21 protein-coding genes, 2 tRNA genes and 1 pseudogene are annotated in these 22638 nt (G+C 74.2%); 10 read left to right on the forward strand and 14 right to left on the reverse strand.

The annotated features are described in order from the left end of the window. The first annotated feature begins 161 nt into the window (after window positions 1-161). Window positions 162-860: a cyclase family protein gene (locus PV341_RS20115; RefSeq protein ID WP_500322476.1), complete on the forward strand. Its 699-nt coding sequence runs from the start codon at window positions 162-164 to the stop codon at window positions 858-860. Between the two features lie 86 nt (window positions 861-946). On the opposite strand, the gene PV341_RS20120 is transcribed toward PV341_RS20115, so the two are convergent. The 3 genes and pseudogenes from PV341_RS20120 to PV341_RS20130 all read right to left on the reverse strand — a co-directional run. After that, window positions 947-2623: an Ig-like domain repeat protein gene (locus tag PV341_RS20120; RefSeq protein ID WP_500358603.1), complete on the reverse strand. Its 1677-nt coding sequence runs from the start codon at window positions 2621-2623 to the stop codon at window positions 947-949. 256 nt (window positions 2624-2879) lie between these two features. Continuing rightward, window positions 2880-3353: a hypothetical protein gene (locus PV341_RS20125; protein ID WP_500322479.1), complete on the reverse strand. Its 474-nt coding sequence runs from the start codon at window positions 3351-3353 to the stop codon at window positions 2880-2882. An 83-nt stretch (window positions 3354-3436) separates the two neighbouring features. Continuing rightward, a pseudogene (locus PV341_RS20130) lies at window positions 3437-4033 on the reverse strand (Ig domain-containing protein); the annotation flags it as partial. Between the two features lie 101 nt (window positions 4034-4134). Between PV341_RS20130 and PV341_RS20135 the strand changes: the two are divergent. The 5 genes from PV341_RS20135 (at window position 4135) to PV341_RS20155 (ending at window position 8583) form a co-directional block, all read left to right on the forward strand. Next, window positions 4135-4941, forward strand: a complete 807-nt coding sequence (locus PV341_RS20135; protein WP_500358605.1) for a MerR family transcriptional regulator — start codon at window positions 4135-4137, stop codon at window positions 4939-4941. A 36-nt stretch (window positions 4942-4977) separates the two neighbouring features. After that, window positions 4978-5814, forward strand: a complete 837-nt coding sequence (locus PV341_RS20140) for a hypothetical protein (RefSeq protein ID WP_500358607.1) — start codon at window positions 4978-4980, stop codon at window positions 5812-5814. Window positions 5815-5917: 103 nt separating this feature from the next. Further along, window positions 5918-6781: a putative protein N(5)-glutamine methyltransferase gene (locus PV341_RS20145; RefSeq protein ID WP_500358608.1), complete on the forward strand. Its 864-nt coding sequence runs from the start codon at window positions 5918-5920 to the stop codon at window positions 6779-6781. Window positions 6782-7136: 355 nt separating this feature from the next. Continuing rightward, window positions 7137-7598 carry a transglycosylase SLT domain-containing protein gene (locus PV341_RS20150; protein ID WP_499512750.1) on the forward strand — a complete coding sequence of 154 codons (462 nt, stop codon included), beginning with the start codon at window positions 7137-7139 and terminating at the stop codon, window positions 7596-7598. A 184-nt stretch (window positions 7599-7782) separates the two neighbouring features. Continuing rightward, a complete protein-coding gene (locus tag PV341_RS20155; protein WP_500358610.1) occupies window positions 7783-8583 on the forward strand; it encodes a maleylpyruvate isomerase family mycothiol-dependent enzyme in 801 nt (266 codons plus the stop codon). Here PV341_RS20155 and PV341_RS20160 read toward each other — a convergent pair. Next, window positions 8570-9157 (reverse strand): histidine phosphatase family protein, encoded by a 588-nt coding sequence (locus tag PV341_RS20160; RefSeq protein WP_500358611.1) that lies wholly within the window; start codon window positions 9155-9157, stop codon window positions 8570-8572. The genes PV341_RS20155 and PV341_RS20160 overlap by 14 nt on opposite strands. Window positions 9158-9182: 25 nt before the next feature. After that, window positions 9183-10127: a GlxA family transcriptional regulator gene (locus PV341_RS20165; RefSeq protein ID WP_500322487.1), complete on the reverse strand. Its 945-nt coding sequence runs from the start codon at window positions 10125-10127 to the stop codon at window positions 9183-9185. A 70-nt stretch (window positions 10128-10197) separates the two neighbouring features. Between PV341_RS20165 and PV341_RS20170 the strand changes: the two genes are divergently transcribed. Further along, entirely contained in the window at window positions 10198-11151 is a 954-nt protein-coding gene (locus PV341_RS20170) for an NADP-dependent oxidoreductase (protein ID WP_500358612.1), read from the forward strand. A 25-nt stretch (window positions 11152-11176) separates the two neighbouring features. On the opposite strand, the gene PV341_RS20175 is transcribed toward PV341_RS20170, so the two are convergent. The 3 genes from PV341_RS20175 to PV341_RS20185 all read right to left on the reverse strand — a co-directional run bounded on the left by PV341_RS20175 (window position 11177) and on the right by PV341_RS20185 (window position 12749). Further along, window positions 11177-11250 (reverse strand) — tRNA-Pro (locus PV341_RS20175). A gap of 12 nt (window positions 11251-11262) precedes the next feature. Next, a tRNA-Lys gene (locus PV341_RS20180) sits at window positions 11263-11334 on the reverse strand. A gap of 35 nt (window positions 11335-11369) precedes the next feature. Then, window positions 11370-12749, reverse strand: coding sequence for a hypothetical protein (locus tag PV341_RS20185; protein ID WP_500358614.1), 1380 nt, complete (start codon window positions 12747-12749; stop codon window positions 11370-11372). 102 nt (window positions 12750-12851) lie between these two features. Between PV341_RS20185 and PV341_RS20190 the strand changes: the two genes are divergently transcribed. From PV341_RS20190 to PV341_RS20200, 3 genes are all read left to right on the forward strand, one after another. Continuing rightward, window positions 12852-13574, forward strand: coding sequence for a Clp protease N-terminal domain-containing protein (locus PV341_RS20190; protein WP_500322491.1), 723 nt, complete (start codon window positions 12852-12854; stop codon window positions 13572-13574). Between the two features lie 67 nt (window positions 13575-13641). Next, complete coding sequence (locus PV341_RS20195) at window positions 13642-14898, forward strand: SLC13 family permease (protein ID WP_500358626.1); 1257 nt, start codon at window positions 13642-13644, stop codon at window positions 14896-14898. 5 nt (window positions 14899-14903) lie between these two features. Then, window positions 14904-15389, forward strand: coding sequence for a universal stress protein (locus tag PV341_RS20200; RefSeq protein WP_499516884.1), 486 nt, complete (start codon window positions 14904-14906; stop codon window positions 15387-15389). A 7-nt stretch (window positions 15390-15396) separates the two neighbouring features. Here the strand turns inward: PV341_RS20200 and PV341_RS20205 are convergent, their stop codons facing one another. The 6 genes from PV341_RS20205 to PV341_RS20230 form a co-directional block, all read right to left on the reverse strand. After that, window positions 15397-16512 carry a CU044_5270 family protein gene (locus PV341_RS20205; RefSeq protein ID WP_500358615.1) on the reverse strand — a complete coding sequence of 372 codons (1116 nt, stop codon included), beginning with the start codon at window positions 16510-16512 and terminating at the stop codon, window positions 15397-15399. Then, complete coding sequence (locus PV341_RS20210) at window positions 16509-17138, reverse strand: RNA polymerase sigma factor (protein WP_500358616.1); 630 nt, start codon at window positions 17136-17138, stop codon at window positions 16509-16511. Before PV341_RS20210 ends, PV341_RS20205 begins: the two co-directional genes overlap by 4 nt. Before the next feature lie 46 nt (window positions 17139-17184). After that, window positions 17185-18033, reverse strand: a complete 849-nt coding sequence (locus PV341_RS20215; protein WP_500322496.1) for a class II glutamine amidotransferase — start codon at window positions 18031-18033, stop codon at window positions 17185-17187. 74 nt (window positions 18034-18107) lie between these two features. Next, window positions 18108-20534, reverse strand: coding sequence for a SpoIIE family protein phosphatase (locus PV341_RS20220; protein WP_500322497.1), 2427 nt, complete (start codon window positions 20532-20534; stop codon window positions 18108-18110). Between the two features lie 112 nt (window positions 20535-20646). Further along, window positions 20647-21171 (reverse strand): hypothetical protein, encoded by a 525-nt coding sequence (locus PV341_RS20225; RefSeq protein ID WP_500358619.1) that lies wholly within the window; start codon window positions 21169-21171, stop codon window positions 20647-20649. After that, on the reverse strand, window positions 21168-22637 hold the full coding sequence (locus PV341_RS20230) for an ATP-binding protein (protein ID WP_500358620.1): 1470 nt from the start codon (window positions 22635-22637) through the stop codon (window positions 21168-21170). The genes PV341_RS20225 and PV341_RS20230 overlap by 4 nt, the downstream gene beginning before the upstream one ends. Window position 22638 lies beyond the last annotated feature (1 nt).

Raw genomic sequence — 22638 nt, forward strand, 5'->3', positions numbered from 1 at the left:
GGTTTTAACTCTCAGCTATGGCAAATTCTACGTCGCGCCACCGCCGGCTATCTCTCAGACCCCGACTGGCTCTTCCGCGCCCATGAGCGCACGGTCCGAATGCCGGTCACCGGGCCCGGTGCGGACGATGCGGACCGGGCCGTCCTGGCCGGAGCGGAGGCATGAGCGTGGCGGCCGGTGGCCCGGGGTGGGTGGACCTGTCCGTGCCCGTGGTGACCGGCATGCCGGTGTACCCCGGCGACCCCGAGGTCGAGGTCGTTCCCGCCCTGCGGGCCGCCGAGGACGGGGTGAACGTGCTGCGGCTGCACCTGGGCTCCCAGTCCGGCACGCACGTCGACGCCCCCTTCCACGTGGACGACGCCTGGCCCGCCCTGGACGAGCTGCCGCTGGACCGCTTCGCGGGACCGGCCGTCGCCGCCGACGTGCGCGGGCTCGCCCCGAGGGCGGCCGTCACGCCCGGGGCGCTGGCCCCCGCGCTGGCGGCGGCCCGCCCGGGCTCGGTGCTGCTGCTGGCCACCGGCTGGTCCGCCCACTGGGGCACCGGCCACTACGCGGCCCACCCCTGGCTCACCCCGGAGGCGGCGCGAGCGGTGGTGGACGCCGGGATCCGCACGGTGGCCGTCGACGCCCTCAGCGTCGACCCGACGCCCGATCCAGGCGACCCGGACCCGGACTACTCCCTCCCCGCCCACCGCGTGCTGTGCGGGGCGGGCGGGGTCATCGCGGAGAACCTCACCAACCTGGCCCCGGTCCTGGCCGCCCTGGCCGAGGGCCGCGCGGTCGACGTCGCCCTCTTCCCCCTCCGGCTCGCCGCCGCGGACGGCGCCCCGGTCCGCGCCGTCGCCCGCGTCCACGGCTGACCCGCGACGCGGGCGAGGCCGCCCCGGAAACCTCCGGGGCGGCCTCGCCCGTGTGCGTCGTGCCCGTGTGCGTCCGCCGGACGGCGTCACTTGGTGAAGTACAGGTACTTCCACGGGCCGTAGGTGGTGGCGTTCAGGCTGTCGCCCGAGCTGCCCTTGATGTACGAGGAGCGCATGCGGGCCCGGATCCCGGCCTCGCCCGGGGCCCCCAGCTGCACGCGGCACTTGCCGTCGGTCCCCAGCTGGAAGTACTCGGTGCCCGCGGAGTACCAGCGGCCCTGGTAGTAGACCTGCAGCTCGAACCGCTGCGAGCGGCCCGCGTGGTAGGTCATCGACGTCGTGAGCAGCGGGTCGGTGTTCTTGTGGAACCAGTAGTACGTGGTCGAGCCGATCTTGCCCGTCTTGTAGTGATGGGAGACGGACGTGGAGACCTTGACCTGCGTGCCGATCGAACGGGACACCGACTTCGGCGCGTAGGAGAAGTCGCCGCCGAACGACGCCCAGAACGTGGTGTTCCGGGTGACCTTGTACGTCACCTTGAAGTCGCCGGAGGAGTTGACCTTGCCGGTCTTGACCAGCTTCTTCGTGCCGTCCGACGCCTTGGCGTAGATCGACAGCACACGGCTCTTGCCGGTCTTGCCGAGGTGACCCGTGACGGTGGCGGTCGAACCGTAGGAGTAGGTCGAGTGGTTGGTCTTGATGCTGACCGAGGTGGCCGCCCGGGAGACCGCGACGCTGTCCTTGCCCAGGGCGGCGACGTGCGTGGCGTCGCCCGCGAAGTGCGCGGAGTAGGTGACGGTGCCGCCGGTGTACGGGGTGTCCGTGAAGCTGAACGTGCCGTTGGACGCCACCGTCTTGGTGCCGAGCGACTTGCCCTTCGGGGTGGTGAGGTCGGTCCGCGTCACCGTGACCTTGGTACCGGCCGGGAAGGGCGCGGAGGCCGTGAGCTTGCCGCTGACCGTGATCTTCGTGGTCCGCTTGGCGGTGGCGGGGGCGTTCACGGTGAGCGTGGTGGCGGCCCGGGTGACGTTGACGGTCCTCTTGGCGGTGGCGGCGGCGTGGGTGGCGTCGCCCGCGTAGCTGACCGTGTAGGTGTTGTTGCCCTGGACGGCGGGGGTGTCCTTGAGCTGGAAGACGTTGTACTCGCCGATCGTCGCGGTACCCAGCGGGGTGCCGGTCCCGCCGTGGCTGTCGGTGCGGGTGATGGTGACCGCGGTACCCGGCGCGTAGTCCTCGGTCGAGCCGAGGGAGCCGCTGATCGTGACCTCCGCGCCGGGCAGGGCCGTCGCCGGGGCGGACACGTTGAGGGTGGTCGAGGCCCGGGCGACGGTGACGGTGGCCGTCGCGCTGGCGGCGGCGTGGGTGGCGTCGCCCGCGTAGCTGACCGTGTAGGTGTTGTTGCCCTGTACGGCCGGGGTGTCCTTGATCTGGAAGGTGCCGTCTTCGGCGATGGCCGCGTTCCCGAGCGCGGTGCCGGTCGTGTCGGTCGGGTCGGTGCGGGTGACGGTGACCTCGGTCCCGGCCGCGAACGGCTCGGTGGAGCCGAGGATGCCGGTGACCGTGACCTCCGCGCCGGGCACCGCCGTGGCGGGGGCGTTGACGGTGAGGGTGGTCGCGGCCTCGGCGACGTTGGCGGTGTCCCCGGCGGTCGCGACGGCGGTGGGGCCGTCGGCGGCGGCCGGCGTCGCCGTGACCCCGAGCAGGGACGCGGTGGCGAGCAGGACGGACAGAGCCGTCCCGCCCGCGAGGTGGCGGGTGCGCAAGCTGGTTCCCCCCAGGCAGGCGTGGGTGGCCGGAGGTCTTCCGGCGAGACGTGGGTGCGCCGCGGGGCGCGGACCCCGTGGCGGGCCCGGCGCGCCTTCGTCGGCGGCAAGAGGGAACGCTACGTCATGCCTCTGACAGCGGGCCACCGCATTGTCGGCCCGCGCCGATCCGTAACCGGCGCTTCGCCCGGCGGTGGGGATACCGTGGCCGATTCGATGCCCGGCTCCGTACAACCTCCTTGCCGGGAAGGCGTGTTCACCGGTCGGCGACCCGCACGGTGACGGTCCACTCCCGCAGTCCCAGGCAGGCCACCTGGTCCGGGGCGGTGGGTGTGGCGCACAGCGGCTGGGTGGCGGTGAGCCGCGCCGTGCCGGGGGCGGTGGCGCGGTAGGCGGCGATGGTGTCGCCGCGGGGGGCGCCGATGCCCGCGTTGGTGGGGGCGAGGGCGCCGCCCTCGCCGGTGACGGGGGACCACGGGCGGTCCGGCGTGCCGTCGAGGGTGACGCGGACGGTGCCGCCCGCGGTGACGCAGACGGTGCGGCCGGTGTCCGCGGCGGTGAGCGCGGCCCCGGCCGCGCAGGCCCCTCCCGAGCCCGCCCCGGAACCGTGGCTGCCGGTGGCGCCCGGGGCGCTGCTCCGGCCGCCGTCCGCGGGGCCGCCGGACTGCGTGCCGCAGCCGGTCAGCAGGAGTGCGGTCGCCGCGAGGACCGCGGCTGTCGTATGACGCATGGATGGCCTCCTTTCCTCTTTGACGTGTTCCAGGCGCAAAAGGGTCCCGGCCGCCTGCCGGCGGCCGGGACCCTTCCCGCGGGGGCGGTGTCGTCGACCACGAAGCCGGTCTGCAGGGAGGAGTCCTCGGTGCCGGTGAACTTCAGGGTCACGGTGGAGCCGGCGAAGGAGGACAGGTCGAAGGACTTCTGGGTGCACCCGGTGCCCTTGTCGAGGTTGGACCAGGTCGCCAGGGTGGTGGAGCCGGCGGTCAGGGTCAGCTTGTCGTAGGCGGTGGTGGTGGTCGTCTCGGCGGAGTCGACGTGCAGCCACAAGGTCAGCGTGGCACGGCAGCCGCTCGGCACGCTCACCGTCTGGGAGAGCGTGTCGGTGTGGGTGGAGCCGTAGCCGTCCAGCCAGGCCTTGTACGTGCCGCCGTGGGCGGCCTCACCGAAGTCGCTGGTGATGACGCCGCTGGACGCCGTCCACGAGGTGCTGCCGGACTCGAAGCCCGGGTTGCCGAGCAGCTGGGCCGCGGTGCAGGTGCCGCCGCCCGCGGGGGAGACGGTCCAGCCGAAGGAGGCGGAGCCGGAGGCGCCGGTGCCGTCGGTGGCGGTCACCGTGGTCTGGCAGGTGCCCGCGGCCGTGGGGGTGCCGGAGATCAGGCCGGTCGAGGCGCTGATGCCGAGCCCCGTGGGGGCCAAAGGTCCGGGGCCGGATTTCCCCAGGTTTTTCCCTGTATGCCCGGCCCGCGCCGTCCGGTCCTTGACCTTGTCGCAGCGTCAAGGTCTCTACTGGGCTCATGCGCATCGGAGAACTCGCCGCCCTCGCCGGGGTCACCACCCGCACCGTGCGGCACTACCACCGCATCGGGCTGCTGCCCGAGCCCGCGCGCCGGGTCAACGGCTACCCCGACTACGGTCTGCGCGACGCCGTCGAGCTCACCCGCATCCGGCGCCTGACGGAGCTCGGCCTCGGCCTCGACGAGGTCAGGGACGTGCTCGCGGACGACGCGGGCAAGGAGCTGCACGAGGTGCTGGCGGAGCTCGACGCGGACCTCGCCCGGCAGGAGGAGGCCATCCGGTCGCGGCGGGTCCGCCTCGCCGAACTCCTCGCGCAGGCCGAGGCCGGCGGCGGACTGCCCGCGGAGGCACCGGTCTCCCCGGAACTGGCCGTGCTCTTCGCCGAGATGGCCCGGACCTCGGCGGAGCTGGCCGGGCCCGAGCCCGCGATGGCCGTGAAGGAGCGCGAGTTGCTCGCGCTGCTGGACACGGCGGCCACCCCCGAGGCCCGGGGCTGGCTCACCGGCCTGCTGCGCTCCATGGGCTCCGATCCGGGCGCGATGCGCCGCGCCTACGAGGTGTACGCGCGGATGGACGAACTGGCCGGGGCGGCCGTGGACGACCCCCGGGTCGCGGAGGTGGCCCGGGCGATCGCCGACTCCGTCCCGGACGAGGTCGCCGCCTCGATCGACGCCGCCGGTGAGGACGGCACGGTGGAGGGCGGTGCGGAGGGCGGCTTCGCCGCCGCGTTCTTCGACGACCACGCGCCCGCCCAGGCCGAGGCCGTACGGCAGGCGATCCGGCTGCTGCGCGAGCGTGCCCGGTGAGCCGCCGGGGGGGCGTGGGCGCTGGGCACCCTGGTGGTGGCCGAGGCGGTGCTCGCCGCGTGCCTGGTGGCGGGCGTGCCGGTGCCGGAGCCGGTGCTCTGGGGCGCGGAACTGTGCATGACCGCCGTGCTGCTGTGGCGGTTGCCGAAGGTGGTGCGGGCGCACCGGGACGCCCGGCGGCGGGGCCTGTCGCGCCGCCGGGCCGCGTGGACCGCCGTGCGGGACACCGTCCCGGTGCCCGCGCGGCGCCTGATGCGCCATGAACTCGCCCTGTCCGTGAGCCTGGTGCGCTGGATCGCGCGCCGTCCGCACGGGGTGGGCGAGGGCGCCGTGGCCGTCCCGTACACCGGGGCGCAGACGGCGACGATGTACGGCTTCCTCTTCGTCTCCGTCGTCGAGACGGTGGTGCTCGCGCTGGTCATCCCCTGGCCAGCGGTGCACGCCGTCACCCTCGTCCTCGACGTCTGGGGCTGCTTCTTCGTCCTGGCCCTGCACGCGGCCTGCGTGGTGCGCCCGCACGTCGTGGGGGCGGACGGCTCGCTGCGGCTGCGGTACGGCGCTCTCGTCGACGTCCGTGTACCCGCCGGGCGCATCGCCGCGGCCCGTGTCGACCGGCGCTTCCCCGACGGACGGCTCGTCACGCTCGCCGGGGACGGCACCGTCGACCTGGTCGTCGGCGGCCAGACCACGGTGACCGTCGAACTGACCGAGCCCGTCACGTTCCTGCGCCCCCTCGGGGTGCCCGCGCAGGCCCGCGTCCTGCGCTTCCACGCCGACGACCCGCGCGCCGCCGTGGCGGCCCTGGGGGTGGGCGCGGTGCCGGGGGCTCGGGTAACGTTGCCGTCCCCAGCAGCGGACGTACCGAGGAGGTGAGACCCATTACCGCCATGTCAGGTTGGGTGCTCTCCCCCTGCGGCCCCGCGGTCCGGACGACCTAGGCCGTCGAGAGCGCCCCGCGGCGCCCCGAAAGGCCCCCATGTCCTCCGCTTCACGCGCTCCTTCCGGCTCGTCTCCCGCCGGCTCCTCCTCTTCCGCCCTTCCGTCCCCCGCGTCGCTCGCGCCGGTCGTGTCCGTGCTCCGGGCGGCCGGCTGCGTGTTCGCCGAGGACGAGGCCCGGCTGCTCGTCTCCGCCGCCCGGACACCCGACGAGCTCGCCACCCTGGTGGAGCGCCGGGTGGCCGGGCTCCCGCTCGAACACGTGCTGGGCTGGGCCGAGTTCTGCGGCCTGCGGATCGCCGTCGGCCCGGGGGTCTTCGTCCCGCGCCGCCGCACGGAGTTCCTCGCCCGCGAGGCCGTCGCGCTCGGGCGCGCCCTGGGCCGGCCCGGCGCCGTCGTCGTCGACCTGTGCTGCGGCTCCGGCGCGGTGGGCGCCGTCCTGGCCGCCACGCTCGACCGGCCCGTGCTGCACGCGGTCGACATCGACCCGGCGGCGGTCGCCTGCGCCCGCCGCAACCTCGCCGCGGCGGACGGCCGCGTCCACGTCCACGAGGGCGACCTCTACACCCCCCTTCCCGCGGAGCTGCGCGGCCGCGTCGACGTCCTGGTCGCGAACGTGCCCTACGTCCCCAGCGAAGCCGTCGCCCTCCTCCCCCCGGAGGCCCGTGACCACGAGCCCCGCGTCGCCCTCGACGGCGGGGCCGACGGCCTCGACGTCCTCCGCCGGGTCGCGGCCGCGGCGCCCGCGTGGCTCGCGCCGGGCGGCCGCCTCCTCTTCGAGACCGGTGAGGAGCAGGCCCCGGACGCCGTCGCCGCGGTCGCCCAGGCCGGGCTGGAGGCGCGGGTGGCCGTGTCTGAGGAGCTGTACGCGACGGTCGTGATCGCCTCGGCCCCCGTGGTGTAGCCCGCCGGGACCCGCGCCCGTCGGCCGGACCCCGTGCCCGCCCGAAATCCTCGCCGTGGGTGAAACCGCGGTTCCTCCGTGTGAATCAACGCCTTATTGGGTGACGCAGGCCACATGGCCTGCGTCACTCAATGGGCGATTTGTCTGGGTCTGCGTGTGACGTGGCCGATATGACGTGCGCCACTTTCGCGGCTCCTTAGTAGAAGCCGTCCCGGAATCCCCTTCCCACGCCTGAGCGGCGGGACTTTCGTCCCTGGTCCCACAACTAATCCCGTTAGTAATAGGGGTGCATTGACCCCGGGATTTAAGTCGGCCAACAATTCATGGCGTACCCCACGGAAGAGGAATTACTCGAATGCAGATCTCCGCTATGTCGAAGCTCAACCGCGTCGCCAAGGCCAAGAAGATCTCCCTCGGCTGCGCCGCTGCCGGCGTCGCCGTCGTCGCCGGTGGCGTGGCCATGGCCCCCACCGCCTCCGCCGCCCCCATGGCGCAGTCGGGCTCCGTCAACACGTGGATCAACGAGTCCCTGAAGGTGATGCGTGCCAACGGCATCCCGGGCACGTACAACGGGATCTACAAGAACCTGATGCGTGAGTCCTCCGGCAACCCGAGCGCCATCAACGGCTGGGACTCGAACGCGGCCAAGGGAATTCCCTCGAAGGGTTTGATGCAGGTGATCGACCCGACCTTCAAGGCCTACCACGTCCCCGGTACCTCGTGGAACATCTACGACCCGGTCGCCAACATCACCGCCGCCTGCAACTACGCGGCCCACGTCTACGGCACGATCGACAACGTCAACTCGGCGTACTGATCGCCCGCGCGCGACGCTTTCCGCGCGACGCATCCCTGGGGACGCCCCCGGCAGCAATGGCTGCCCGGGGGCTTCCCCCTTTTCGCGTTCCCGGATTCCACGCGCTTTTCCGGGCACGGTTCCGCCCCGGCTTTTCCTCCCCGGACCTGGACAGACGAACCGTGCTGGTCCACGCTGTCCGACCATGACCGTCGCCCCTGACCGCCCGGCCGAGGCCGAGGCCCTGCACGCCGCCGCCGAGGACATAGCCGCCCTGCTCCGCGGGTGCCAGGACACCTCGGTGCCGATCCCCGGTGCCGAGTGGACGGTCGGGGAGGCCGCGGCGCACCTGATGCTCGCAGGCGAACTCATGGCCGCCCTGGCGGAGGGCCGTGAGCAGCCGTACGGCGACGGCACCCCCGGCAGCCTCGCCGCCGCGAACGCCGCGTCCCTCGACGCCTTCCCCGAACGCGACGGCGCGATCCTGGCCGACGGGATCGTGCGGCACGCCCGCGCGTTCACCGACGCGGCCGCGACCCGCGCGCCCGGCATGCCGGTGGTCACCCCACTCGGCCCCATGGACCTGGCCACGCTCGGCTCGTACCTGCTCACCCACATGCTCGGCCACGGTTACGACATCGCGGTCGCCCTGCGCCGTCCCCACATGATCGACCGCGAGCGCGTCGCCCGCTGCATGCCCTTCCTCAAGGCGGCCATGCCCCGGGTCGTCGACGCGCGGGCGGCGGCCGGATTCTCCGCCTGCTACGCGCTGCGCGTCCCGGGGATCACACGCTTCGCCGTGACCTTCACCGACGGTGCGGCCGAGCTCGCGGACGAGCCGCCGCGCCGACCCGACTGCACCATCACCACCGAGCCGGTCACCTTCTTCCTGATCGCGCTCGGTCGCCGGGGCGCCACCGCCGCCATGGCCCGCGGCAAGATCGCCGCCTGGGGCCGCCGCCCCTGGCTAGCCCCCCGCTTCCCCACCCTCTTCACCGCTCCCTAGTTCCGGCCGGGTCCCGGTCCGGCCCCGGCCAGTCGCCGGGGAGGGTGTACGTCCGGCCCGGCTGCCAGACGAAGGGCGCCAGGACGCTCTCCGTCAGGGGGATCCCGCCCAGCAGGCAGGCCAGGGCCCAGCGGTTGGCGGAGTGGGCGATCAGCAGGACGCGCCGGCCGTCCCACCGCCGGGCCAGGTCGTGCAGGAGCGCGTCGGTGGCGGCGAGCACCTGCCGGTAGCTCTGACCGCCGCCGGGGAATGGCTCGTCGACGCGCCGCAGGCGCTGGGCCGCGACGAGCCGGACCGGGCGTCCGTTCAGCGCGCCGTAGTCGCACTCGCGCAGCCGGGGGTCCTGGTGGACCGGCGGCCGCCCGTCGGGGAAGGCGAGGGCCGCGGTCTCCACGGCACGGTGCAGGTCGGAGGTGTACACCGCCGCGATGTCCTGGCCGCGGCGGCGTTCGCCCAGCTCCCTCGCCTGCCGGCGGCCGCGCTCCGACAGCCGGCCGGGCAGCCGGCCGGTGGCGATGCCCGCCTCGTTGTCGGTGGTCGTGGCGTGCGTCTCGTAGATCAGCTCCACAGCCATCGGGGCCTCCCCGGGGTCGGGTGCGTCAGAGGGTGGCGGCAGCCCGGAAGGTGCGCCGGTAGGCCAGGGGGGAGACGCCGATGGCGGCGTGGAGGTGCTGCCGCAGGGACGTCGCGGTGGCGAAGCCCACCTCGCCGGCGATGCGGTCGACCGGGAGGTCGCTGGACTCCAGCAGGTGCCGGGCCCGGGCGACCCGCTGCTGGATGAGCCACTTGCCCGGGCTCGTGCCGACCTCGTCCCGGAAGCGCCGGGCGAAGGTCCGCAGGCTCATCCGCGCGTGGTCCGCGAGGTCGTTCAGGGTGAGCGGCAGGTCGAGGTGCTCCAGCGCCCACTGCCGCGTCGCCGCGGTGCCGGCGTCCGCGGTCTCCGGCACGGGCTGGTCGATGTACTGCGCCTGGCCGCCGTCCCGCCAGGGCGGCACCACGCAGCAGCGGGCCACGAAGTTGGCCACCGCGCTGCCGTGGTCCTCGCGCACCAGGTGCAGGCAGACGTCCACGCCGGACGCGGCCCCGGCGGAGGTGAGGACGTCGCCGTCGTCGACGAAGAGCACGTCCGCGTCGAGCGCCACACCGGGGAACATCCGCCGGAAGCGTTCGGCCAGCGCCCAGTGGGTGGTGGCGGGGCGGCCGTCGAGGAGACCCGCGGCGGCGAGCGCGAAGGCCGCCGTGCAGATGGAGACGATGCGGGTGCCCGGCCGGATCGTGCCGAGCGCGGCCGCGACCGGGGCGGGGAGCTCGGCGGTGATCCGCGACTGGTCGTACGGCGGGATCACGACGGTGTCGGCGGTGGCCAGCACCTCGGGGCCGTTCTCGACGGCGACCGAGAAGTCGGAGTCCGTGCGCACGGGGCGCCCGTCGACGGTGCAGGTCAGCACCTCGTAGCGGCCCCCGGCGGAGCCGAAGACGCGGTTGGGGATGCCCAGCTCGAAGGGGTAGACGCCGTCAAGGGCGAGGACGACCACACGATGCATGGCACGATCTTATCGGAGGATGGCAATCAGGCCATTTCCCCGCGCCCGCGCGGTCGGCAGGCTGGGGTCCATGACCGAAACACCCCGCACCATGCGCGCGATCACCCAGGACGTCCTCGGCGGACCCGAGGTACTGCGGGAGGCGGAGCTGGAGCGCCCCACCCCCGGCGTCGGGCAGTTGCTCGTCCGCGTCCACGCCGCCGGGCTCAACCCGACCGACACCAAGCACCGGCAGACCGGGCTCTTCCTCGGCGGCCCGCCGCCCGTCCTCGGCTGGGACGTCTCCGGCGTCGTCGAGGAGACCGGGCTGGGAGTGGCCCTCTTCCAGCCCGGCGACGAGGTCTTCGGCATGCTCCCCTACCCGCACGGTGTGGGCTCCCACGCCGAGTACGTCACCGGGCCCGCCCGCGCCTTCGCCCGGAAGCCGTCCGGCATGAGCCACGTGGAGGCCGCCGCGGTCCCGCTGGTCGCGCTCACCGCCTGGCAGGCCCTCGTCGACGTCGCCGCCGTCCGCCCCGGGCAGCGCGTGCTCGTCCACGCCGCCGCGGGAGGCGTCGGCCACGTCGCCGTACAGATCGCCAAGTCCCGCGGCGCGTACGTCATCGGCACGGCGAGCGCCGCCAAGCACGACTTCCTGCGCGGCCTCGGCGCCGACGAACTGATCGACTACCGCACGGCCGACTACGCCGAGGCCGTCCGCGACGTGGACGTCGTCCTCGACCCCCTCGGCGGTGCCGAGTCCCTCCGTTCCCTGCGCACCCTGCGCGAGGGCGGGCTGCTCGTCACCATCCTCCCGATCGGCCTGCCCGAACTCCTCGCGGAGGCCGGCCGCCTGGGCGTGCGCGCCACCGGCATGATCGTCGAGGCCGACCACGCCGGCATGACCGCGATCGCCCGCCTGGTCGAGGAGGGTGCCCTGCGCGTCACGGTCGCCGACACCTTCCCCCTGTCCGAGGCCGCGAAGGCCCACGCCGCCCTGGAGACGGGACGTACGACCGGGAAGCTGGTCCTCACGGTGCGCTGACGTTCCTGGGCCCGCGAGCCGTACGGGCACCGGGGCAGGGCTCGAACCTGCGTCCACCCGGTCCCGAGCCGGGCGCTCCACCGCTGAGCTTCCCGGTGCCCGTACGGCCCCCGACGAGGGCAGGGCTCGAACCTGCGTCCAACCGGTTAAGAGCCGGCCGCTCCACCGCTGAGCTTCCCCGTCGGTGCCCCGATCCTGGCCGCCACGGCGGCCGGGCGTCAACGCAATTGGGCGTCGAGGTCCGCCGCCGCCGGGCGGAGCGGACGTCCGGAGAAGAAGCCCGCCGACCGCAGCACGCCGGCCAGTACCGGGTCGCCGACCTCTACCCCGTGCACGAGCTCCGGCGTGGGCCGGAAGGGCACCGGGGCGGCCGCCGGCCGCGGTTGCGTCCAGCCGCCCGCGACGGGATCGACGCCGTGCCGCCGGCACACCTCCTCCACCAGCGACCGCGGGCACACCGCCTCGCCGCGCAGCACCTGCCAGGGCAGCGGCAGTTCGGCCCACACGCCGGTGTCCGGGTGCAGTCCCCCACCGGTCTGCCGGTGCCAGGCGGCCACGTCGGCGGCGACCAGGAGCAGGACCTTGCCGGGGCAGAACCGGTCGGCGACCTCCTCGGCGGCCATGGCCCGCAGGAGCGAGAACCAGTGGGCCCGGGCCTTGGTCCAGGCCCGGGCGGTCTGGTTCCAGGTGGTCGAGTCGTCGCCGCGGCGCACGACCATCGTCGTCCGGTCCAGGGGCTGCCGCCGCCATGCGGCCTCGAGCAGCTCGGCCACGTCCAGCAGGAAGCGGTACCAGATCCCGAGCAGCCGTCCCCGCTGCCCGTCGCCGAGGTGGCCGAGCACCTCTGCGGTGGGGTGGACGTGCGCGACGGCGTACCAGTTGGTGCGGTGCGGCCGTCGGCGCAGCTCCTCGAACAGGGCGTCCGCCACCTCGTCGTACGGGGGCTGCTGGCCCGAGACCGTGAACTCGCTGCGCAGGTTGGCGCGGGCGGTGAGGTAGGCCACGAAGGCCGCGGTCGGGGTGTCGGCCGCGAACTCCTCGTAGGCCAGCCGGGAGGCGAGTCCGCTCCTGCCGACCAGCGTCACCTCCCGCTTGCGCTGCTCGACCAGGATGCGCGCCAGCTTGGCCTCCATACGGCGCAGCAGCCGGAACCGCTTGTTGTACAGCCGCTTCGACATCTCCCCGAGCCCCGCGTCCGCGCGCCCGGCCCGGTCGAGGCGGTCGGTGAGGAAGTCGTTCGCCCCGAACCGCTTGGCGATCCGTTCGCCGGCCGCCCGGATCGCCGTCTCCACCTGCGCCGGATCGTCCCCGGACGCCCCGGCCGGCTCCGGCAGCCCCGGGAACAGCTCCGCGGCACGGGCCAGCTGGCGCTGGGCCCCGACGGGCCGGGCGAAGTCCTCCAGCATCGAGGTGTAGCCGTGCCACAACGTGTTCAGCGAGCCGCTCGCCGCCTTCTCCAGCGCACGCCGGGTACGGTGAGCGGGCCGTCGGCCGTCGCCGTCGAGCAGCCGGAGGGCGAGATGGGCGATGTCCTCGGGGCGCTTGCGCCGGTCGAGGGACGCGTACAACTCCCGCAGGACCGAGGTGTTCTGGGACATGTGCCCAGGCTGGCGCACGCGGCGGGGAGGGCACCACCGGTTAATGCCGACGATCGTCAACTTTCGGTTGACGATGAACCATCGTCAACCTATCGTTGACGCATGACGCAGCAGATCCGGCTCGACGATCTGATCGCAGCCATCAAGAAGACCCACCCCGACGCCCTCGACCAGCTCTCGGACGCCGTCATCGCCGCCGAGCACCTGGGGGAGGTCGCCGACCACCTCATCGGGCACTTCGTCGACCAGGCCCGGCGGTCCGGCGCCTCCTGGACCGACATCGGCACGAGCATGGGCGTGACCAAGCAGGCCGCCCAGAAGCGCTTCGTCCCCAAGGACCTCGGCTTCCCCGACCTGGACCCCTCGCAGGGCTTCTCGCGCTTCACCCCGCGCGCCCGCAAGGTCGTCATGGCCGCCCACACCGAGGCCAAGACCGCCCACAACCCCGAGGTCCGCCCCGAGCACCTCGCCCTCGGGCTGCTGAGCGAGCCCCAGGCCCTCGCCGCACTCGCCATGGCGGCCCAGGGCGTCACCCCCGACGCCGCCCGCACCACCCTCACCGCGGCCCTCCCCCCGGCCGTGGACGAGGTCCCCGAGCTCGTCCCGTACGACCTCGCCTCCCGCAAGGTCCTCGAACTCACCTTCCGCGAGGCCCTCCGCCTGGGCCACAACTACATCGGCACCGAGCACCTCCTGCTCGCCCTCCTCGAACTCGAGGCGGGCGACGGCCCGCTGACCTCCCTCGGCCTCGACAAGGCCACCACCGAGCGCCACGTCGCCGCGGCACTGGCCGAGATCGTGGGCGGCACGCAGCAGGAGGGGTGAGCGGTGTCCCGGGTGGGGCGTGGTTCCATGAGGGGCCATCACGGTCCCACCCGGGAGGAACGGAACCCTGAACACCACGATCGCGGAGGCGCTGTCCGTCGCGCTGCTGCTCCTCGTGCTCGTCGGGGCGGTGATCCGGCCGTTCGGTCTTCCGGAGGCGGTGATCGCCGTCCCGGCCGCGGCGGTGGCCGTGGGGAGCGGGGCGATCCCGCTGGAGCACGCGAGGGCGGAGGCGGCGCGGCTGGGGCCGGTGATCGGGTTCCTGGCGGCGGTGCTGGTGCTGGCGAGGCTCTGCGACGAGGAGGGGCTGTTCCGGGCCGGCGGGGCGTGGATGGCCCGGGTGGCCGCGGGGCGGCCGCGGCGGTTGCTCGGGGCGGTGTTCGCGCTGGCGTCGGCGGTGACGGCGGCGCTGAGCCTGGACGCCACCGTGGTGCTGCTGACCCCGGTGGTGTTCGCGACCGCCGCCCGGCTGGGGGTACGGCCGAAGCCGCACGTGTACGCGTGCACCCACCTGTCCAACACCGCCTCGCTGCTGCTGCCGGTCTCGAACCTGACGAACCTGCTGGCGTTCGCGGCCAGCGGGCTGAGCTTCACCCGCTTCGCCGGGCTGATGGTGCTGCCGTGGCTGGTGGCGATCGCCGTGGAGTACGGCGTCTTCCGCCGCTGGTTCCGCGCCGACCTGGCGGCCGCCGTCGCGGTCCCGGACGGCGCCGAGGTGCCTCCGTTGCCGGTGTTCGCGCTGGTCACGGTGGTCTGCACACTGGCGGGGTTCGTGATCACCCCGGCGCTCGGCATCGATCCGGCGTGGGCGGCCGCGGCCGGTGCGCTGGTGCTGGCCGTACGGGCGGTGGCGCGGCGGCGGATGACGGTGCGCGCCGTGGCGGGGGCGGTCGGGGTGCCGTTCCTGGCGTTCGTGCTGGCGCTGGGCGTGGTGGTGCGGGCGGTGGTCGACAACGGGCTCGCCGGCGCGCTGGGCCGGATCGTGCCCGGGGGCACCGGGCTGGCGGCCCTGCTCGGAGTCGCGGCGCTGGCCGCCGTCCTGGCCAACGTGATCAACAACCTGCCCGCCGTGCTGGTCCTGCTGCCGCTGACCGCGCCCGCCGGGCCCGGCGCGGTCCTCGCCGTCCTGCTCGGGGTGAACATCGGCCCCAACCTGACCTATGCGGGATCCCTGGCGACCCTGCTGTGGCGGCGTATCGTGCACCAGCACGAACACGACGTGGACCTGAAGGAGTTCACCGTCCTCGGCCTGCTCACCGTGCCTGCGGCGCTGGGCCTTGCGGTGGTGGCACTGTGGGGTTCGCTGCACGTCCTCGGAGGCTGATGTCCGTGATCGTGACCGCCTGGATCGCCGAAGGAACCTGGCCCGCCTGCGTCGACGCCGTCCGCGTCCACGCGCCGGAGGCCGCCGACGTCGTCCTGCTGCACGTCAGCGGCCCCGACGTCCCCGGTCTGGCGCATGCCGCCTACGCCGGGCTGCTGGGCCGCGGGCACCCGGAGAACGATCCGGGCACCCGGCTGGAGGGCCTCGGCGCCGACTCCGCGGGACGGCTGCTGGACGCCGCCGCCCGGCGCCTGGGCCGTCCGTGCCGCCGGGAGGAGCGGTCGGGGCGGGTGGAGCGGGAGGTGGTCGCCGCCGCGGCCGGGACCGATCTGCTGGTGATGGCCCGTGACGGCGACCTCGTACGGCTCGGGCCGCGGAGCCTGGGCCCGGCGGCGCGCTTCGTCGTGGACCACGCGCCCTGCCCGGTCCTGCTGGTGTGGCCCGCGGCCGCGCCGGACGTGGCGACCCTTCCCCCGCCCCCGCCCCACTGACCCGGACTCAGCCCGCGGCGCCGGGGAGCTGCTTGATGCCGTCGACGGCGGAGCGGGTCAGCACCGCGGTGGTGAAGACGACCGTGCCGCGCGGCATGACCGCGTCCGGGTCCCGCTCGGCCTGGACGGTGCGCTCGCCGAGGAAGACGTGGGTATTCGGGTCGAAGATCCACTCGGTGCGCTGGCCGCTGGTCTCGTCCAGCCGGGCCACCGCGACCCCGTGCCGCCCGGTGGCGTCCACGGCGTCGTCCACGGCGACCACGCCGGGGATCTTGGCGGCGGCCTTGTAGAGCGCGGTGGTCAGCCCGGCCGGCGGGTAGCTCTCGCCCAGCAGGTCGCCGATGGTGGTGAAGGCCTCCTGGTCGGGGCCGTTGCCCATGCCCTTCGTCTCCTTGTAGATCTTGGCCAGGAGCACGTCGGGGTCGGTGGGCAGGGTGGTGAGGTAGTCGTAGCTCGGCGCGTTCAGGGTCGGCTCGGGCACGTTGCCCTGCTCGTCGGTGCCCGCCAGGGTGATGCCCTCCGGGCCGGTGGTGCCGGGCTCGATCAGCCAGCCGTCCCGGCCGTCGCGGGACTCCCAGACCTGGCGCCGGTGCAGCGGGGTGCCGGCCAGGCTGGTCGTGCCGTGCACGTGCCGCACGACGGTGCCGGCCGACTTCGACTCGATGTAGACGTACTGGCCGTCCCCCACCGGCGCGGCGGGCGACTCGGCGGCGGCCAGCGAGACGGTGTCCAGCAGGCGGGCGGCGCCCTCGGGGTCCGCGGCGCCGAGGCGGGTGGTCAGGGCGGGGCCCGCGGCGGAGGTGCCGGAGCCGCCGCCCGCGCCGCTGCCCTCCGCACCGCCGAACACGAACAGGCCGGTCGCCAGGGCCCCGGCCAGCACGCCGGCGGTCAGCGGGACGAGGACCATGCGGCGCAGGAAGGGGTTGCGGCGCGCGGCCGGACGGGCGGCGGTGGCGGTGTCGGCGGTCGTGGCGGTGGACGGCTCGGTGCCCGTGCCGAGGTCCTCGTGGATCCGGTTCATCAGACGCTCCTTGTGCAACTGGTGACGGTCCGCCGGCAGGTCCCGCTCCACGCGCGGCAGGAGACGGGCGGTCTCCTCCCATTCCGAGGGATGGGCGTTCATCGGATTCCTTCCTGTGCGGGCCGGACCGCGTTCGCGCGGTCCCCTTCTGTCTGTCGGCGGCGGGCGGCGGGTTCCATCTCCGCGTCGGCGAGCTTGCGCAGTCTCGTGCGGGCCCGGGACAGCCGGGACCGCACGGTGCCGACCGGGATGCCGAGGGCCTCGGCGGCCTCGGCGTACTCCAGGCCCTCCCACAGGCACAGCGTCAGCACCTCGCGCTCGGGACGGCGCAGCCGGGCGAGGGCGGTGAGGACGGCGGAGATGCGGCGCCGGTCGTCGACCCGGCCGGCCACGAGGTCGGCGTGGTCGGGAACTTCGAGCGCGGCGGTCCCGGCCTGGGCGCCGGCGGCGACCACGGCCCGGTAACGGCGGTTGCTGCGGCAGTGGTTGCGCGCGATGTTCGTGGCGACGCCCAGCAGCCACGGCCGCAGCGAATCCCCTTCGGGGTCGACGCGCCCACGCAGCCGCCAGGCCTCCAGGAAGGTGGCCGACATCACGTCCTCGGCGACCGACCAGTCGGCGGTCAGCCGGAAGGCGTGGTTGTAGACGGTACGGGCGTACGCGTCGAACAGTTCCGCGAAGGCGGCGGGGTCCCCGTCCCGTACCCGGGTCCGTACATGAGTGGTCACTTCTGTCGGCTGTCCGTCCGTCCGCCGTGGGTTCCCGTGACGTACGTCACGCGGCGACGCCGTCGGGTGCCGCGGGCGCGAAGGGCATCAGCTCGTCCTGGCCGGGCCGCACCACCCCGAAGGTGCTCTCGGGGACCTCGTGCCACGCGTCCGGTACGTCGCCCAGGGGCTCGGACACCACGAGCCGGGTCTGCGCCGACACGCCCTGCAGGAACCACAGGTCCGGGTGGAGCTCCCGCAGCGTGTCCACCTTGCTGCTGTAGAACAGCGACCGCGACGCGTGCTCGCTGGAGTAGCGGAAGGCCCACAGGCTCTCCCCGTCGCTGACCGCCAGCGTCATCTGGACGGGGAACTCGACCCCGTGCTCATGACCGGTCCGCTCCACCAGCCCGGCCATCCGCGACACGGCGCCGGGCACGTCCTGGTCGAGACCGAAGGTGAGCGCGAGGAAGAACATCACCTCGGAGTCCGTCGAGCCCTCGATGGAGGAGAACAGCGCCGGGTCGACGGCGAGCGAGAGGTCGCGGCGCAGCCGGTGGAAGTCGGTGATCGCGCCGTTGTGCATCCACAGCCAGCGGCCGTGCCGGAAGGGGTGGCAGTTGGTCTGCTGGATCGCGGTGCCGGTGGAGGCCCGTACGTGGGCGAAGAACAGCGGCGAGGTGACGTGGCGTGAGATCTCCCGCAGGTTGCGGTTGTTCCACGCGGGCCCGATGTCCCGGATGACCGCCGGGGTCTCCAGGTCCGTGGCGTACCAGCCGATGCCGAAGCCGTCCCCGTTGGTCGTCTCGACCCCCATCCGGGAGTGCAGGCTCTGGTCGATCAGCGAGTGCCGCGGTTTGTAGAGGATGTTGTCGAGCAGCATGGGCGTGCCCGAGTAGGCGAGCCACCGGCACATGGTGCACCCTTCCCTTCCTCGTCTCCTCGTCCGCCGTCCCCGGGCCTCCGCCGTCCCCGGGCGTCCGGCCGTCCTCAGGCGTCGGCCAGGGCGACCTCCGCCCAGATCGTCTTGCCCTCCTGGGTGTGACGCGTCCCCCAGCGTTCGGTGACCTGCGCCACCAGCAGCAGTCCGCGGCCGCCCTCGTCGAAGACCCGGGCCCGGCGCAGGTGCGGCGCGGTGCCGCTGCCGTCGGAGACCTCGACGATGAGCGTGGAGTTGTGGATGACGCGCAGCCCGATGGGCGGGGTTCCGTACCGGATGGCGTTGGTGACGAGTTCGCTGACCACCAGCTCCGCGGTGTACGTGATGTCCTCCATCCCCCACTCGGCCAGTCGGCGGGTGACCTCGGCGCGGACGCCGGCCACCGCAGCGGGCTCGGCGGGCACCTCCCAGCTGACGACCTGGGAGGCGTCCAGCACCTTGGTGCGGGCGACGACCAGGGCGACGTCGTCGTCCGGGGGTTCGGGGACGAGGGCCACCAGGCTCTCGCAGACGGACTCCAGGGAGCGGGCGGGCCGGGTGAGCGCGTGGCGGAGCCCGGCCATGCCCGTGTCGACGTCCCGGTCGGCGGTGGCGATGAGGCCGTTGGTGTAGAGCACGAGGAGGCTGTCCGGGTCGAGTGCGCACTCGACGGTCTCGAAGGGCAGCCCGCCCAGCCCGAGCGGGGGTCCGGGCGGCAGGTCGAGGAAGTGCGCGCCGCCGTCCGGCGCGGTGAGCACCGGCGGGGGGTGGCCCGCGCTGGCGGCGGTGCACATCCGTGAGACCGGGTCGTAGACCAGGTACAGGCAGGTGGCGACGAGGTCGGTGACGAGGTTCTCGCCGTCGCCCTCGGTGACCTCCTCCCCGGCGAGGTGGGCGACCAGGTCGTCGAGGTGCACGAGCAGTTCGTCGGGCGGCAGGTCGACGTCGGCGAGGGTCCGCACGGCCGTCCGCAGCCGTCCCATGGTGGCGGAGGCGCGCAGCCCGTGGCCGACCACGTCACCCGCGACCAGCGCGACCCGGGCCCCGGACAGCGGGATCACGTCGAACCAGTCGCCGCCCACGCCCGCGCCGCTGCCCGCGGGCAGGTAGCGCGAGGCGACCTCCACCGCCTCCTGCCGGCCGAGCCGCTGCGGCAGCAGGCTGCGCTGGAGGGCCAGGGCGGTGGTGCGTTCGCGGGTGTAGCGGCGGGCGTTGTCGACGGCGACCGCCGCCCGGGCGCCGATCTCCTCGGCGACCTGCAGGTCGTCCTCGTCGAAGGGGTCGGGTCTGCGGTGCCGGGCGAGCACGGCGACACCGAGCGTGATGCCGCGGGCCCGCAGCGGGATGACCATCACCGAGTGGATCCCGTGCCGCCGCAGCATCCGGGCGCGCCCCGGATCGCCCGCGGCCCAGACGTCGATGGCCCGGTCCACGGTGCCGTGCAGCGAGGCGCGGCCGGTGACGAGGGAGCGGGCGGGCGGGGAGTCCACAGGGTAGTGGTCCAGTTCCCCGGTCGCGGTCACCGACTCGGGCATGCCGGGCAGGACGGACTGCTGGGCGGCGCGGCGGAGGGCGACGCCGGGGTCGCCGGCCTTCGGCTCCACCCCGTGGAACAGCGGGTCGAGCAGGTCGACGGTCGCGAAGTCGGCGAGGTTGCCCACCACGACGTCGGCCATCTCCTGGGCGGTGCGGCCCACGTCCAGCGTGCTGCCGATCCGGGTGCTGACCTCGTTGAGCAGGGCGAGCCGCTCCCGCGCCAGGTACTGCTCGGTGGTGTCGACGGCGGTGAGCTGGACGCGGGGGGTGCGCCGCAGTGGATCGGCGAGCGGGGAGAGCGTGACCGACCAGGTGCGTGGCGCCGGTGCCGTCCGTGAGCGGATGCGCAGGTGCAGGTCGTGGGACGCACCGGTGGCCAGGACGTGCCGCACGCCCTCCTCGACGGCCTCGCCCGCGCTGCCGGGCAGGAACTCCGAGGGGCGTCTGCCCCGCATCTGCTCCTCGGTGCGTCCGGTCTCGCGCTGCATGCCCTTGCTGGTGCGCAGGGTCCGCAGCTCGTTGTCGAAGATCGCCATGGGCAGGGTGGACTGGTCGAAGGCCTCCTCGACCACGCTGTCCCCCACTCCCCAGTGCCGCCGGTCCACCGGGGAGACCACGACGAGCCGCTGCGGCCGGCCGCGGCCGTCCAGCGACGGGTAGACCCGCACGGAAACGTCCAGGTGGCGCCCGTCCCGGCGGCGCAGCACCGATCTGCCGCCCCAGCCGAAGGGCATCGCGAGGAACCACTCGGTGGACCGGGCGGCGTCCGAGCCGAGCAGCCGGGCCGCGGGCTGCCCCACGACCTCGTCGTGTCCGTACCCGAGCAGCCGCTCGGCCTCGCTGCTCCAGCCGGTGACGATGCCGTGGGCGTCCACGACGGCCGTGGCGGGTACGGCCGGTTCGGGCCGGGGACGGAGGCCGCCGTCGAAGTCGTCGTCGAGGCTGGAATCTCGCATCGCCATCCGTCGCCGTTCTCGCCCGTCCTCTCCCGGCCCCCTCCGGGAGGCGGCTGCCTGGGCCCTCCTCCACTTCTACCGCTCCTGGGGCGTGCCCGCAGGTCGGCGCCGTCCGGGTTCAGCGCGAGGCCGCGCCGGGCACGACGCCGCCGCAGCGTACGGGCGGGAGGGCGCCGTCGCCGCCGGCGAGGACGACCTCGGCGGTGCCCTCGTGGCCCTCGGCGTAGGCGGCGGTGCAGACCACCTGGCGCACGGCGCCGTCCTTCAGGCGCCGCACGGGGAACGGAAGCGTGACCCGGACGGTGCCCCGGGACGACGTGACGTCCACCGGCCCGGCGGAGGCGGGCAGCCCGGTGCCGAGTCCCGCCGCGCGCTCCTCGGGGGCGGGGCCGTCCAGCAGCACCGTGAGGACCTTCGCGGCCGCTACCGGCGGGGCCTGCGCGTCGTCCTCGGTCGCGCGCAGGACGGGCGTCAGGCGTCCCTCGGGGGACAGGAAGAAGAGCGTCAGCCGGTCCGGTGTCCCGGGGAAGGCGTCGACGGTGGCCGGGCCGCCCGCCTCGACGACCCCGGACCCCGGGACCCCGCAGCCGGCCAGCAGGGCCGCCGCGGTGAGGAGGAGGACCGGGACGGGCCGGCGTCTCACGGTGCCGCCTCCGCGGCCGTACGGGGAGTGCCCAGCGGCATCCGCACGGTGAGGACGGCGCCGCCGTGCGGGCCGTTGGCGGCGCGGACCGTGCCGCCGTGCAGGCGGACGTTCTCCAGGGTGATGGCCAGGCCCAGTCCGCTGCCCGAGGAGCGGGTGCGGGCCGCGTCGGCCTTGTAGAAGCGGTCGAAGATGTGCGGCAGGACGTCCGGGGCGATGCCGGGACCGCTGTCGGAGACCTCGACGGCGAACCGCGCCTGCCCGCCGTCGGGTGCCTCGGTGTGCAGCCGCACCTGGACGGGGGCGCCGCCGTGGCGCAGCGCGTTCCCGACGAGGTTGGCGACCACGACGTCGAAGCGCCGCGGGTCGAGCCGGGCCCGGATGCCCGTGGGCAGTTCGGTGGCGACCTGCGCGGGATCCGTCCAGTGCCGGGTCGCCAGGGTCTTGCGGATGGTCTCGGCGACGTCGACCTCGTCGGCGTTGAGCTCGGCGGCCTTCGCGTCGAAGCGGGAGATCTCGATCAGGTCCTCGACCAGGACGGCGAGCTTGCCGGTCTCGGCGCTGATGAGGCGGACGGCGGCGGCGGTGTCCGGCGCGAGCCGGTCGGCGTCCTCGTCGAGCACCTCGGTGACGGCGAGCATCCCGGCCAGCGGGGTGCGCAGTTCGTGCGAGACGTCGGAGGCGAAACGGCGGGCCCGGGCCTCGGCGCGGCGCAACTCGTCCACCGTCCGCTCCAGTTGCAGCGCCGAGTCGTTGAAGGTGTACGCGAGGTCGGCGAGTTCGTCGCTGCCCTTGACGGGGATGCGGGTGTCGAGCTCGCCGCGGCCCATGCGCTGCGCCGCCGTGCGCAGGTCGCGGACCGGGCGGAGCACGCTGCGGGCGGCGAGCAGGGCGGGGACGAGGGCGATGAGCAGCGCGGGCAGGGATCCGTCGCGGGCGGCGGTGAGCATCGCCCGGATGTCGTCCTCCTCCGTGGTCAGCGGCATCACGGCGTAGAGCACGAGCCCGCTGGCGCGGGCGGACAGCCCGGTCTTGAAGACGGTCGGCACGGCCATCGTCAGCCAGGGGGTGCCGTCCTTGTCGACCCGCTGGAAGACGCCGCGGGGACTGGCCAGCGCGGCGCGGCGCAGCTCGGGCGTGATGACGGTGGAGACGGGGCTGGTGCCGGAGGAGACCCGCATCGAGCCGTACTCGGCGAACACCACCCAGGTGTGCGGCTTGCCCTTGCGGGCGATGTCGCGCAGCACCTCCTGGAGGGCCAGGCGGTCCATCGGGAGGGTGGTGCCGACGGTGCCCGCCTGCTCGCGGAAGGAGGAGACGGCGGTGTCCTGGGCCTGTTCGAGGATGGCGTTGCGCGCCTCGCGGTACGTGAGGGCGGCGGTGGTGCCCGCGCTGACGGCCGCGACGAGCAGGAAGGCCAGCACCAGCCGGGTGCGCAGCCCGATCCGGGCCCTCCAGCGGATCACC

The organism is Streptomyces sp. PA03-1a (assembly GCF_033792805.1).
GTDB lineage: Bacteria > Actinomycetota > Actinomycetes > Streptomycetales > Streptomycetaceae > Actinacidiphila.